We start from the raw sequence: 13,092 nt of genomic DNA, 5'->3' as shown, positions 1-13,092 counted from the left end.
ACTGCGCCCTATAGGCTGAGTCAGTAAAAGTTTACTTTTTCAGTTTCAGCGTGTTGATGATGCCTTCGGCCTCGCTCTGCGCCTGCTGCTGGTTATCCGCCGGCAGCGTCACCTGAATAGTCAGCATGTTGTTGTCCAGCGTGCCGATCAGGATAGAGGAGTAGGCTTTCTCACCGCCGCTGGTGATGATGCTGTCCAACTGACGTAGCGGAACACCGTTAACGTCTATGGCTTTGTTGGTGATCACCTGCAGGTTGGCGTCGCGTGAGCGCTGGGTATCTTCCAGACGCTTGCTCAGGGTTTCCAGGCTGTCGGCAGTCTTGTCGCCGAGGATCACGATCAGCGCGCGCTGGCCGGTACTGTCGGCGTAAACGTGCATGTTGTTCGCCTGATTACCCAGCTTGCCGCTTTGGTCCGCCATGCCCGCTGGCAGGGTGAACGCCAGCTTGCCATCCAGCAAGCTTACCTGTTGCCCGGCTGGGGCGCTGGCTGCGGCATCTCCTGCCGATGCCTTGGTGTCTTTGGTGTCGCCGTCACAGGCCGTCAGGCCAAGCACTAACAGGCTGATACCCATCAATTTTGCTACTTTACGCATTGGGCTTCCTTCTTCCTTTCAGGTAGGGGGTCTCTCACGTATCGCAACCTATTCAAGGTTGAAATGCAAGGCAGATGTTGTCACAAGGTTTTTTCAAGTAATAGCCGATAATCAGCCACTTCGCCTTTCTTTTCCAGTTGAACAATCCGAGAGTGATGGCTGATGAGCATCATCAGCAGCACTGCAGGTTGTCGAATTTGAGGGTTTGTTGGTACAGGCGGTGAATTTCTTCGAGGGTGGCGTGGCGGATGTTGATGGTCATGGCGGCCTCCGGATGGGTGCAGGCCGCCAATAATAACACGGGTCAGCCTGGTTGCAGGCTGCCGTCGTCCTGGCGTGCGGCAATGCGCTTAAGCAGCATATTCAGCAGTACGCCGTACATCGGCAGGAAGAACAACAGGCAGATCAGCACCTTGAAGCTGTAATCCACCAGCGCGATTTCAACCCAGTTGTTAGCCATAAAGGCGTCGCTACTCTTGTAGAACGCAATAAAGAAGAACGACAGGGTATCGCTGATATTGCCGAGGAACATGGCGGCTGCAGGAGCCACCCACCAGGCGCTGCGCTGACGCAGACGATTGAAAACGTGGACGTCGAGGATCTGACCGAGCACATAAGCCATAAAGCTGGCGACGGCGATACGGGCGACAAACAGATTAAAGCTGCCCAGTGCGGCAAAGCCCTGCCATTCGCCCTGATAGGTCACGGTGGAGATCACGTACGAAATGAACAACGCCGGTACCATCACCAAAAGAATAATGCGTCGTGCCAGCGGAGCGCCAAAAATACGCACCGTCAGATCGGTCGCCAGGAAGATAAACGGAAAGGTGAAAGCTCCCCAGGTGGTATGAAAGCCGAAAATGGACATCGGCAACTGCACCAGGTAGTTACTGGAGGTAATGATGACAATATGGAATAGCGATAGCCAGACCAACGCGGTCAGGCGCTGCCGAGCAGTAAACGAATACATGTTGTAGCCTTTTTAATAATGGGGTGAGGGAACCCAAAATGTCTTGTCTACGCCGCGAAATAAGCGTCGCGGCCGCATGATACGCGTTTGCGCAACCAATGCAATGGTTAGGCTGTGTCTCCCTATGAAACGTGAGGGCCGCTGGAGGTCAAATCACAGTGCAGCAAGGCGTGAGTCGCGAGGTTTGGTGGGCCAAATAAGCGGCGAATAACGCAGCAGCACTGTGATTTGGCCCCAGCCTGAAAGGTCACGCCCCCAACAACCGTTCTCTGTGTTGTCAGGTTTGCCCATAGGCCCCACTATGGGCTGCACCCTCTGCCGTGATAACGGCAGTTGGGGGCAGTGACGGCACCACATTTCATAGGGAGACGCAGCCTCTTTTAACGCAAACGTTAACGCATCTTGCGCAGAAAAACTACTGGCGTAAACTATGCGCCAATGAGATGTGGCGAGCGTTCGCCGATCGTTTTCGACCGAGAAAAATTGCATGACTGACTTATTTGCCCAAGCCGACCAGACGCTTGATGCGATGGGGCTGCGTTGTCCTGAACCGGTAATGATGGTGCGCAAAACCGTGCGCCATATGGATAACGGTGAAACTCTGCTGATCATCGCCGACGATCCGGCGACTACCCGCGACATTCCGGGGTTCTGCCGCTTTATGGAACATACGTTGGTGGCGCAGGAAACCGACACCGCGCCTTACCGTTACTTACTCCGCAAGGGCGTCTAAACGCGGTACTGGCGTTATCTCACCCCAGGGTACCGATTCGGCTCCCTGGGGCATTTGATAACCTAAGCGCGCTTTTTCAGCAGCCGCAGGGCGTTGGCGGTGACCAGTGCGGTAGCACCGGAGTCAGCCAGCACCGCCAGCCACAGCCCGGTCAGGCCCAGCAGGGTGGTGATCAGAAATACTCCTTTCAGCCCCAACGCAATGGTGATGTTCTGCCGAATATTGGTGTGTGTCGCGCGTGATATGCGGATCATTTCCGCCACGCCAACCAGCCGGTTGTGGGTCAGTGCTGCGTCGGCGGTTTCCAGCGCTACGTCGGTGCCGCTGCCCATCGCGATACCAATGCTGGAGGCTTTCATCGCCGGTGCATCATTGATACCGTCGCCGATCATTGCCGTTGGGCGCAGTTCACTCAGTTCGGTTACCGCCTTCACTTTATCTTCCGGCAGCAGCCCGGCGCGGTAATCCAACCCCAGCTCAGTGGCAATCGCCGCCGCTGCACGCGGGTTATCACCGGTTAGCATGACCCCGTTGATCCCCAGCGCTTTCAGTTCGGCAATCGCCAGTTTGGCATCGCTACGCAGCGTGTCGCGCAGCGCCAACAGGCCAATCGGGGCACCGTCTTCCAGCACCACCACCGCCGTTTTACCGGCGTTTTCCAGACGTTCTACCTGATTGGCACCTTGCTGACTGAGCAGGCCTGCAGCTAACTTGGCCGGCGCACTGATCAGGAAGGTTTTTCCGTCGATAACACCCTCTACCCCAACGCCCGCCAGGGCGCGGCGGCCCTGTGCCAGTGGCAGAGGGACGCCATACTGCTCGGCCCGGTTGATAATCGCTTGCGCCAGTGGGTGATGGGAACCGGCCTCTACGGCGGCGGCGAGGGTCAGCAATTGTTGTTCGCTGATGCCGTTGAGCGGCAGTACATCGGTCACCGTCGGTTTACCTTCCGTCAGCGTACCGGTTTTATCAAAGGCGATAGTTTGCACTTGACCCAATTGTTCCAGCGCCGCACCACCTTTGATCAACGCCCCGCGACGGGTGGCGGCTGCAAGCCCGGAAGTGATCGCTGCCGGGGTAGAGATCACCAGGGCACAAGGACAACCGATCAACAGCAGGGTCAGACCGCGATAAATCCAGGTATCCCAAGGTTGTGAATACAGCAACGGCGGCACCAGGATCACCGCGATGGCCAACAACATGATGGCTGGGGTGTAGTAACGGCTGAAACGGTCAAGGAAGCGTTCGATCGGCGCACGGCGCTCTTCGGCTTCTTCAATCAGTTGCAAGATACGGTCGATGGCGTTTTTGCCCGGCTCGGAAACCACCTTCATCTGCGCGGCTTGATCGACCGACAAACTGCCTGCGGCAACTTTCTGGCCCTGCTGACGCTCGACCGGCACCGACTCGCCGGTCAGGGCGCTTTCGTCGAAGCTGGCAAACGGATTGAGCAGTTCGGCATCGGCCGGCAGGCGGCCACCGGGGGCGATTTCAATCACATCACCGGGGCGCAGGCTGGCGACCGGTACGCGCTTGCGCTCCGTTCCCTGCAGCAGCAGGGCATCTTCCGGCACCAGCTCCATCAGCGCCTTCACGCCACGGCGTGCACGGTTGGCCGCGTAGGACTCCAGCACCTCGCCGACCATAAACAGCAGCAGCACCATCGCCGCCTCGGCGGTGGCACCGATAAACAGCGCGCCAATGGCTGCCACGCTCATCAGGGTTTCGATGGCAAACGGCGTGCCGGAGCGGATCAGGCGTACTGCTTTGGTGGCAACCGGAGCCAGACCCACCAGCGTAGTGGCGATAAAGGAAATACGGCTCAGTTCAGGGTCGACCATGCTGAGCGCCCAACTGACGATCATCAGCGTGGTGAGCAGCAGCAGTGGCCCAAACTCGCCGAGGCGCGATGTTTTTGGCTGCTCGGCTTGGGTGGACTGGGTGCCGAGCAGGGTAAAACCGGCTTGTTTCACCGCGTCCTGAATACGCAGGCTGATATCGGATTGCGCATCGACCACCAGTTTTTCCGTGGCGAACAACACGCGAGCGTTGTCGACGCCCGGGAGCGCGGTTACCGCATTCTCAATTTTTTTGGCACAGCTTGGGCAATCCATGCCGGTGACTTTCCAACTGTAGCGCTGGCTGCCGGAGAGAGGGGCGGCGGCTAGCCTGTCGCTTTCCTCATCCGGATCCTCGTGATCGTCAGCGCTGCACCCGCCGGCACCATGATCGTGCGTATGGGCATGATCGGCATGGCTGTCGGCGTTTTGTTTTGCACTGCTGCAACCGTGCTGGGTTTTGCTGTGGCTGTGGTTGCAACCGCAGCTGCCTTCCGCGTGGTGATGTTCCTGATGATTATGGTTTTCATGGTTGGTCATAGCGTCCCCCTCCGGGCCGTTAATGAAGTTCATTGGGCAGACTCTACACCCTGGAGCCAACTCCAGAGTCAAGCAGTGGATGAGAATAATTACTAACTGTGAGGCAGGCGCTATCGCGGGTGGCGCAAGGCCGTTAGACGAGAAAATAAATGGCTATTCCCTTAGAAACTTAAAAGTCCCGTCGGCTAATAATAAAGAGTTATTAATATATAACTCTTTAGCTAAATTTAACTTTTAGGGGGCTAAATGCCAGCACGATCCGCTTGTATCTGTAGGCCGCATTTTTGTTGAAGTTTGTTGCTAACTTGTGACTTTCAGGTTTCATTTAGATTGTAATTATCGCCAAAAACCAGCATAACTCTCCTTCGTTATGAAAATATATAGATGATTATTTTATGTGCAGTTTTGCGCACCTGCCTATAATTGGAATCGATTACCGTTTATAGAGGTAATCTTATTTGCTGATATATATGCATTAATTCTATCTAACACACTGCCGGTAACGGCGCATAAGTCCCTGCCCGTTAGCTGGCGGATCGTTCTCCGTGGCTGGCAGGCAGGTTATGTCTATCTGACTGATTGATAACGATCAGCTAATGAGTGGAATCGAACCAATGCAATCTACTAAAAAGGCAATTGAAGTTACTGAATCAAGTCTCGCAACTACTGGCTCCGGCTACAATGCTGTAGACGATCTGCTGCATTATCACGAGCGTGGCAACGGGATTCAGGTTAATGGCAAGGACTCATTTTCTAACGAACAAGCTGGGCTGTTTATTACCCGTGAGAACCAAACCTGGAATGGTTATAAAGTTTTTGGCCAGCCGGCTAAATTAACTTTCTCATTCCCGGACTATAAGTTCTCTTCCACCAACGTCGCCGGCGATACCGGGCTGAGCAAGTTCAGCGCGGAACAGCAACAGCAGGCCAAACTGTCGCTGCAATCCTGGTCTGACGTGGCCAATCTTACCTTCACTGAAGTTGCCGCCGGCCAAAAGGCCAATATCACCTTCGGCAACTATAGTCAGGATCGTCCTGGCCATTATGACTATGGTACGCAGGCCTACGCTTTTCTGCCGAATACTATCTATCAGGGCCAGGATCTGGGTGGCCAGACCTGGTACAACGTCAACCAGTCCAACATCAAACATCCGGCCAGTGAAGACTATGGCCGCCAGACGTTTACCCACGAGATTGGCCATGCGCTCGGCCTGAGCCACCCAGGTGAATACAACGCCGGGGAAGGCAACCCAACCTACAATGACGTTACCTATGCCGAAGATACCCGCGAGTTCAGCCTGATGAGCTACTGGAGTGAAACCAACACCGGTGGTGACAACGGTGGGCACTACGCGGCAGCACCATTGCTGGATGACATTGCTGCCATTCAGCATCTGTATGGCGCCAACCTGTCTACCCGCACCGGTGACACAGTGTATGGCTTCAACTCCAATACCGGTCGTGACTTCCTCAGCACCACCAGCAACTCGCAGAAAGTGATCTTTGCAGCATGGGATGCGGGCGGTAACGACACCTTCGATTTCTCTGGTTACACCGCCAACCAGCGTATCAACCTGAACGAGAAGTCCTTCTCCGATGTCGGCGGGCTGAAAGGCAACGTGTCTATCGCGGCGGGTGTGACCATTGAGAACGCCATCGGCGGTTCGGGTAATGACGTGCTTGTTGGCAACGCAGCCAACAACGTGCTGAAGGGCGGCGTGGGCAACGACGTACTGTTCGGTGGCGGCGGGGTGGATGAGCTGTGGGGCGGTGCAGGCAAGGATATCTTTGTCTTTTCAGCGGTCAGCGATTCTACGCCGGGCGCTTCCGACGTGATCAAGGATTTCCAGAAAGGCACTGATAAAATCGATCTGTCGTTCTTTAATCAGGGCAAGCAGAGCGGTGACCAAATTCACTTCGTCGATCATTTCAGCGGCTCTGTGGGTGAAGCGTTACTGACTTATGATGCTTCGAATAATGTCAGCGATTTGGCGCTGAATATCGGTGGCCATCAGGCACCGGACTTCCTGGTGAAGATCGTGGGTCAGGTAGACGTCACCACTGATTTCATCGTGTAACAGTGAAGGTAACGCCCGGCGCATTCTGGCCGGGCTTTATGCGGGAGCCGATATGAAGGGCAGCTTGGCATGCGCCGCCATAATGGCGGGAAATATGATGGTAACGGGGGCAGCTATGGCCAGCAGTTTGGTTCTTCCTTCCGCGCAGTCTCTGGCGGGTCAATGGCAAGTTGCCGATGCGCAGCAGCAATGCCAGATTGAATTTTTGGCCAGCGAACAGAGGGCAACCAACGGCTATCAATTGATTGATCGGCAAAATTGCCTGAAAAAAGTTTTAACGGCTGAGGTGGTCGGCTGGCGCCCGGCACCGGATGGCATTGCTTTATTGCAGGCAGACGGCAGCACGCTGGCGTTCTTTTCGCGGGATGGGGACGTTTATCGTAACCAGCGTGGTGCCGATGACGGTTTGACTCTCAAGGCTCTGGCTTAGTAGCAGCGGGTTCGGCAGCCGAACCCGCCCTGAGTCACTACAGGTACAGCGAACGGACAATCAGGAAGTGGCCGGAGAAATAGCAGAAGGCCACCAGCGCATCGGCCGCGCGGAAGCTAAAGCGATAGCGATTAAGCAGCCAAATAACATTGGCCAGCAACAGCAGTGAGGTCCCCGCCAGCAGCGAGAAACCGAAATCGGTGCTGCGCATAAAGTACTGCTCCCCTGCCAGCCACACCATTAGCAGCGTCATCGCGACCAGGGTGGCAATCGGCCAGCGCATTTCTTCCAGCCGGGTCCAGATGGTCGCCAGCAACAGCACGCCAATCACCAGCAGCGCCAGTGGCAGTGGCCAAAACAGACTGAAGGTCATCTGGCTGGCGAAGCTCAGGGTATACAGCAGGCTCGAGAGGAAAAATGCGCCGATGGCGTACAGCACGCGTTCACGCGGCAGCAGCAACAGAGCGTCGCCGATCAGCGTCGCCAACAGGCCGAGAACGATCAGATAGCCTGCCGCACCCAATACCGGCGCTTGCCAGGCCAGCAATAACAGCAACAGCAGGGTAACAGGTTTAAATACCCAACGTTGCCAGCGCGGCCCACGGTAGGAGGCGTCGACGAACAGCCAACCGGAAAAGAATACGGCAAGGAACGGCCAACTCATATGTCTTCCTTATTCATTATGGGAGCCACAGCCTCCGGCTCCAAATTGTCACCAGTGTCACTTCCTGCTTGCAGTGTAGGCAGTAGGCCTGTAATCGACAACGCTTTCTTGAGAATGCTATGTTTACGCTGATTTAACCGCGAAGGGAATGGAAATAGAGATGAGCAAACCGCCGCTGTTTTTTATCGCCGTGATAGCACTGATCGCCGTACTGGCCACGCAGCGCTATTTCAACCAGCGCCGATCTGAGGCGGAAAATGACCGCGCGCCGGTTCGCAGCCTGCAGGTTACGGTGAGCGAGAAGCGTGAATTCCCTGCCTCAAATAACCGTTCACGCCAGCGCGAGCATATCGTCAATGAGGTAATGCGCTATGAAGTGGTGTTCCACCCGCAGCGTGGGGGAGAGGACATCACCCTGCGGCTGAAACAGCAGCAATACAACCCGATAGAGAAAGGTGCGCAGGGCATGTTGATGGTGCAGGGCACGCGTTTTGTGTCATTCACCGCTCAGCCGGCGCCGCACTAAGCTATTTTCTTTTGATTGGCGGCTGCTTTTTCTGCCAGGCCAGCAGTTCGAAGACGCCAAAGATGAAGATCTTGGCTTCCTGCCAGTAGCTTATCGGCTGATCTTTCGGTTGCGTGGATTTCAGCAGCACCAGTTGTAACCCGTGCATCACCACCATAAAGAACAGCGCCACGTCGATGAAGTACTTCAGCGGCTTGGGAAAAGGGTGAAACAGATTGGAGAGCAGAAAGCCCCATACGCACAGCATCAGCAGGCGACCCAGATTAATCAGCATTGTCGGTTTTCTCTTGAGAACGGATATAAAGACGGTAAGCCACCTGACCGGCGACTTTTTCACGGTGTAGCTGCCAGTTGGCCGGGACGTCGGTGGCGGCGTTTTCGGCTTCGGCCTCTATGTAGATCCAGGCTTCATCGGCCAGCCAGCCCTGTTGTTCCAGCAGCGTGACGGTTTCCGCCAGCAGCCCTTTGCGAAAAGGCGGATCGAGGAACACCACGTCAAACGGTTGGGCATTTTTCGCCAGCCAGCTCAGTGCGTTGGTATTGACCACATGGCCTTTGCCTTGCAGCAGCGCCAGATTCTTTTCCAACTGCTGCGCCACCGGGCGTTCAAACTCCAACAGCGTAACGCTACCGGCATAGCGGGACAGCGCTTCCAGGCCGAGTGCACCGCTACCGGCGAAACAGTCCAGGCAACGTGCGCCCTGGATCACCGGTGCCAGCCAGTTAAACAGGGTTTCACGGACGCGATCGGTAGTGGGACGTAGCCCAGGGCTATTGGGCACTGGCAGTTTCCTTCCGCGCCATTGGCCGCCGATAATACGGATCTGCCCAGCCGCAGCCTGAGGCGGTTTTTTTGCCGACGCCCGTGGCGATATTCTTGTCATAGGATTGGTTTATTTCTGTTTGGGGCGGTGAAGGCCGCACAAGTTAACGAAAAGTTGCCTCTATTCTACCGGTGAGACGCGCCGGGGGAAACGTTAAAACTTTGTTGCCTGATTTCACCGTGGAAAGCATACCGGATGCGTGTTGCTGGGCGAGGGAAAGTGATAGACTCGGCGAATTATTGTCAGCATATACCCAAAATAATTGAAGATGCATCAAGACGGCAACAGCGTGAGTCCCCAAGAGCTTACTCAGGTAAGTGACTGGGGGGAATGCTGGCAGCCAACGCAGAGGCGTTTTCAAGTATGAAGGGAAAGCAAGCCTTCGGTACGGAGTAGAGTCATAACATGGCAAAAGATAAGAAACGCGGGTTTTTCTCCTGGTTGGGCTTCGGCCAGAAGGAAGAAGAGCAACAGCAACCTGAGACGGCGGTAGAACCGGCGGAACATCAGGCCGTGGAGACCCCGGCTGAACCGGTTGCACCCAAGCTCGATGACCAGCTCCCCGCCCAGGAATCTGAACCTGCCGCCTCCGTAGAAACCCCGGGAGAATGGGACGGCAGCCTGACCGGCGAGCATATCGCAGAAAGCGTGCCGGTGGTTGCCGAGCACCCAGCAGCGGCTGAAGCGCTGGCGGAAGAGATTGTTACTATCACCGAACAGGTGGCGGCAGAACAGCAGTCGGTGACAGAGGAAGAGATTGCCGAGTCGGTTGCCGTTATCGAACCTGAAACGGTGACCCTGATTGAGCCGGAAGTGGTTGTCGTACCCGAGCCAGCAGCGGTTATCGAACCTGAACCGGAAGTGATTGCGCAGCAGCCTGTTATCGAGCCTGCGCCAGAACCGGTTATTGTGCCAGAAGCGGAAGCGATCGAGCCTGAACCTGAGGTCATTACGCCAGAGTCAGAACCAGAGCCTCTGCCGGCCAGTGTGGCGCTGGAGCCGATTATCGTCGCTCCGGCCATTATTGAAGAGATTGAAGAACAACAATTTGAACTGCCGGCCCCTGCGGTGACTCAGGAGCAGGAACGCCCAACTAAAGAAGGTTTCTTCGCCCGCCTGAAACGCAGCCTGGTGAAAACCAAACAGAATCTGGGTTCCGGTTTTATCGGTCTGTTCCGCGGCAAGAAAATCGACGACGATCTTTTTGAAGAGCTGGAAGAGCAGCTGCTGATTGCCGATGTCGGCGTGGAAACCACGCGTAAAATCATTACCTCTCTGACTCAGCATGCCAGCCGCAAGCAGTTGAAAGACGCCGAGGCGCTGTACGGCAAGCTGAAGGAGGAAATGTCCGAAATTCTGGCTAAAGTTGATCAGCCGCTGGATGTTGGCGGTAAAAACCCGTATGTCATTTTGATGGTTGGCGTGAACGGCGTGGGTAAAACCACCACCATCGGCAAGCTGGCCCGCCAGTTCCAGGCGGAAGGCAAATCGGTGATGCTGGCGGCGGGGGATACCTTCCGTGCGGCGGCGGTGGAACAACTGCAGGTATGGGGTGAACGTAACCGGATCCCGGTGATCGCGCAGCATACCGGGGCAGACTCCGCTTCGGTGATTTTTGACGCGGTACAGGCCGCCAAGGCTCGTGGCATCGACGTACTGCTGGCCGATACCGCCGGGCGTCTGCAGAATAAAGCGCACCTGATGGAAGAGCTGAAGAAAATCGTCCGCGTCATGAAAAAACTGGACGACCAGGCCCCCCATGAGGTTATGCTGATTCTTGATGCCAGCACCGGGCAGAATGCTGTCAGCCAGGCGAAATTATTTAATGAAGCCGTAGGCTTAACCGGTATCACACTGACTAAACTGGACGGTACCGCCAAGGGCGGGGTGATCTTCGCCATTGCCGATCAGTTCGCTATCCCGATTCGCTATATCGGCGTTGGGGAAGGCATCGAAGATTTGCGGCCGTTTAAGGCTGACGATTTTATTGAGGCACTTTTTGCCCGAGAGGATTAATACGGATGATTCGCTTTGAACAGGTCAGTAAAGCTTATCTGGGCGGACGGCAGGCCCTGCAGGGGGTTGATTTCCATCTGCGCCCGGCAGAGATGGCGTTTCTGACCGGCCATTCCGGCGCGGGTAAAAGTACCCTGCTGAAACTGATTTGTGGCATAGAACGGCCGAGCGCCGGCCATATCTGGTTTGGTGGTCACGACATCAGTCGCCTGAGAAACAGTGAGGTGCCGTTCCTGCGTCGTCAGATCGGCATGATTTTCCAGGATCACCATCTGCTGCTGGATCGTACGGTGTATGACAACGTGGCGATGCCGCTGATTATCGCCGGTGCCAGTACCGAGGACATCCGTCGCCGCGTTTCCGCCGCGCTGGACAAGGTCGGGCTGCTGGATAAGGCGAAAAACTTCCCAATCCAGCTTTCCGGTGGTGAGCAGCAGCGCGTGGGTATTGCCCGTGCGGTGGTGAACAAACCGGCGGTGCTGCTGGCGGATGAGCCAACCGGTAACCTGGACGATGCGCTGTCGGAAGGCATCCTGCGTCTGTTTGAAGAATTTAACCGTGTTGGTGTGACCGTGCTGATGGCCACCCATGACACCGGGCTGATTGCCCGTCGCAATTACCGCACTCTGCGTCTGAGCCAGGGTCGTATGGCTGGAGGAGCGCATCATGGCGAATAACGCAAAAACCGCCAAGAGCAAAGCGCTGCGCGGTGGCTGGCGTGAACAATGGCGTTATGCCTGGATGAATGCCATCAAGGATATGCTGCGCCAGCCGTTGGCAACGTTGTTGACGGTGATGGTGATCGCTATTTCTCTGACGCTGCCGAGTCTGTGTTACATCGTCTGGAAAAACGTCAGTACTGCGGCTACCCAATGGTACCCGACCCCACAGCTGACGGTTTATCTGGATAAATCCCTTGATGACGACGCGGCGGTGAAAGTGCTCGACGCCATCAAGGCGGAAGCCGGCGTCGAGAAAGTGAATTATCTGTCGCGTGAAGAGGCCCGGGGCGAATTCCGCAACTGGTCCGGCTTTGGCGGCGCACTGGATATGCTGGAAGAGAACCCATTGCCGGCGGTAGCTATCATCACGCCTAAAATGAGTTTCCAAAGTTCCGACACCCTCAATACTCTGCGCGATCGCGTAGCCGCGGTACAGGGTGTGGATGAAGTAAGAATGGACGACAGCTGGTTTGCCCGCCTGGCGGCGCTGACCGGGCTGGTGGGCCAGGTAGCTGCGATGATCGGCGTGCTGATGATTGTGGCGGTCTTCCTGGTGATCGGCAACAGCGTACGGCTGAGCATCTTCAGCCGCCGTGACACCATCAACGTGATGAAGCTGATCGGTGCGACCGACGGCTTTATCCTGCGGCCGTTCCTGAATGGCGGGGCCATGCTGGGCTTCTTTGGCGCATTGCTGTCGTTGCTGTTATCCGGCGGGATGGTGTGGCGTCTGGAGTCGGTGGTCACCGGCGTGGCCAAGGTGTTTGGCACTACCTTTACCCTGCACGGTCTGGGTTGGGATGAGGCTTTGTTGCTGTTGATTGTCTCCGCGATGATCGGCTGGATCGCCGCCTGGCTGGCGACGGTGCAACATTTACGTCGATTTACACCACAATAAAGTTTTTTTGGTATACTCTTCTCCTGCTGCTCCGAGCGTGTTGTGGGAGAAGAGCTACCGGCACCAATCCAAGCCCCATCCAGTCTCTTCTTTGCGCACAAATTCCCTATCGGCCTGAGTCTTCGTCACGTATTGTCATGCACAATATGATCGAAAAACTGTGAACCAATAGGGCGGAACACGGTCAAAATCTGCAGCAAAATGTTATGGTGCCCGGCGTGTGGACCGCTTTTGCAATAGCAACTGCCGTAAAATCAA

Annotated in this window: 14 protein-coding genes and 1 pseudogene; 7 read left to right on the top strand and 8 right to left on the bottom strand. The window is 55.8% G+C overall.

What is annotated here, in order from left to right; all coding sequences use genetic code 11:
• Positions 1-31 precede the first annotated feature (31 nt).
• From ACUTQ5_RS16930 to ACUTQ5_RS16915, 4 genes and pseudogenes are all read right to left on the bottom strand, one after another.
• On the bottom strand, positions 32-595 hold the full coding sequence (locus tag ACUTQ5_RS16930; RefSeq protein ID WP_445652192.1) for a DcrB family lipoprotein: 564 nt from the start codon (positions 593-595) through the stop codon (positions 32-34).
• Between the two features lie 80 nt (positions 596-675).
• Positions 676-774 (bottom strand): annotated as a pseudogene (locus ACUTQ5_RS16925) (GNAT family N-acetyltransferase); the annotation flags it as partial.
• Positions 768-896, bottom strand: a complete 129-nt coding sequence (locus ACUTQ5_RS16920; protein WP_445652191.1) for a hypothetical protein — start codon at positions 894-896, stop codon at positions 768-770. The gene ACUTQ5_RS16920 and the pseudogene ACUTQ5_RS16925, both read right to left, overlap by 7 nt.
• Before the next feature lie 3 nt (positions 897-899).
• A complete protein-coding gene (locus ACUTQ5_RS16915) occupies positions 900-1,565 on the bottom strand; it encodes a 7-cyano-7-deazaguanine/7-aminomethyl-7-deazaguanine transporter (RefSeq protein ID WP_445652190.1) in 666 nt (221 codons plus the stop codon).
• A gap of 487 nt (positions 1,566-2,052) precedes the next feature.
• Between ACUTQ5_RS16915 and tusA the strand changes: the two genes are divergently transcribed.
• Positions 2,053-2,298: a sulfurtransferase TusA gene (gene tusA / locus ACUTQ5_RS16910; RefSeq protein WP_445652189.1), complete on the top strand. Its 246-nt coding sequence runs from the start codon at positions 2,053-2,055 to the stop codon at positions 2,296-2,298.
• Between the two features lie 62 nt (positions 2,299-2,360).
• Here tusA and ACUTQ5_RS16905 read toward each other — a convergent pair whose 3' ends face one another.
• The gene (locus ACUTQ5_RS16905) at positions 2,361-4,676 is read right to left on the bottom strand and encodes a zinc/cadmium/mercury/lead-transporting ATPase (protein WP_445652188.1); all 2,316 of its coding nucleotides are present in this window, start codon (positions 4,674-4,676) and stop codon (positions 2,361-2,363) included.
• A gap of 614 nt (positions 4,677-5,290) precedes the next feature.
• On the opposite strand from ACUTQ5_RS16905, the gene ACUTQ5_RS16900 reads away from it, so the two are divergent.
• Positions 5,291-6,754, top strand: coding sequence for a serralysin family metalloprotease (locus ACUTQ5_RS16900; protein WP_445652187.1), 1,464 nt, complete (start codon positions 5,291-5,293; stop codon positions 6,752-6,754).
• Between the two features lie 52 nt (positions 6,755-6,806).
• Positions 6,807-7,184 carry an AprI/Inh family metalloprotease inhibitor gene (locus tag ACUTQ5_RS16895; RefSeq protein ID WP_445652186.1) on the top strand — a complete coding sequence of 126 codons (378 nt, stop codon included), beginning with the start codon at positions 6,807-6,809 and terminating at the stop codon, positions 7,182-7,184.
• A 37-nt stretch (positions 7,185-7,221) separates the two neighbouring features.
• Here ACUTQ5_RS16895 and ACUTQ5_RS16890 read toward each other — a convergent pair whose 3' ends face one another.
• Complete coding sequence (locus ACUTQ5_RS16890; RefSeq protein WP_261152884.1) at positions 7,222-7,848, bottom strand: lysoplasmalogenase; 627 nt, start codon at positions 7,846-7,848, stop codon at positions 7,222-7,224.
• Between the two features lie 160 nt (positions 7,849-8,008).
• On the opposite strand from ACUTQ5_RS16890, the gene ACUTQ5_RS16885 reads away from it, so the two are divergent.
• Positions 8,009-8,374 carry a DUF2500 domain-containing protein gene (locus tag ACUTQ5_RS16885; RefSeq protein WP_445652185.1) on the top strand — a complete coding sequence of 122 codons (366 nt, stop codon included), beginning with the start codon at positions 8,009-8,011 and terminating at the stop codon, positions 8,372-8,374.
• 1 nt (position 8,375) lies between these two features.
• Here the strand turns inward: ACUTQ5_RS16885 and ACUTQ5_RS16880 are convergent, their stop codons facing one another.
• Positions 8,376-8,648, bottom strand: coding sequence for a DUF1145 family protein (locus ACUTQ5_RS16880; RefSeq protein ID WP_006317223.1), 273 nt, complete (start codon positions 8,646-8,648; stop codon positions 8,376-8,378).
• Entirely contained in the window at positions 8,638-9,258 is a 621-nt protein-coding gene (gene rsmD, locus ACUTQ5_RS16875; protein ID WP_445652184.1) for a 16S rRNA (guanine(966)-N(2))-methyltransferase, read from the bottom strand. The genes ACUTQ5_RS16880 and rsmD overlap by 11 nt, the downstream gene beginning before the upstream one ends.
• A gap of 345 nt (positions 9,259-9,603) precedes the next feature.
• Between rsmD and ftsY the strand changes: the two genes are divergently transcribed.
• Genes ftsY through ftsX form a run of 3 tightly spaced genes read left to right on the top strand, consistent with a single transcriptional unit; the run spans position 9,604 to position 12,834 of the window.
• Positions 9,604-11,214 (top strand): signal recognition particle-docking protein FtsY, encoded by a 1,611-nt coding sequence (gene ftsY / locus ACUTQ5_RS16870; RefSeq protein WP_445652183.1) that lies wholly within the window; start codon positions 9,604-9,606, stop codon positions 11,212-11,214.
• 5 nt (positions 11,215-11,219) lie between these two features.
• Positions 11,220-11,891: a cell division ATP-binding protein FtsE gene (gene ftsE / locus ACUTQ5_RS16865; RefSeq protein WP_012004692.1), complete on the top strand. Its 672-nt coding sequence runs from the start codon at positions 11,220-11,222 to the stop codon at positions 11,889-11,891.
• A complete protein-coding gene (ftsX, locus tag ACUTQ5_RS16860; protein ID WP_445652182.1) occupies positions 11,881-12,834 on the top strand; it encodes a permease-like cell division protein FtsX in 954 nt (317 codons plus the stop codon). The genes ftsE and ftsX overlap by 11 nt, the downstream gene beginning before the upstream one ends.
• Positions 12,835-13,092: the final 258 nt, after the last annotated feature.

It is taken from the genome of Serratia sp. NA_112.1, from assembly GCF_052691715.1.
The sequence above is the reverse complement of the archived record's forward strand: the minus strand, read 5'-3'. Positions and strand labels throughout refer to the sequence as shown.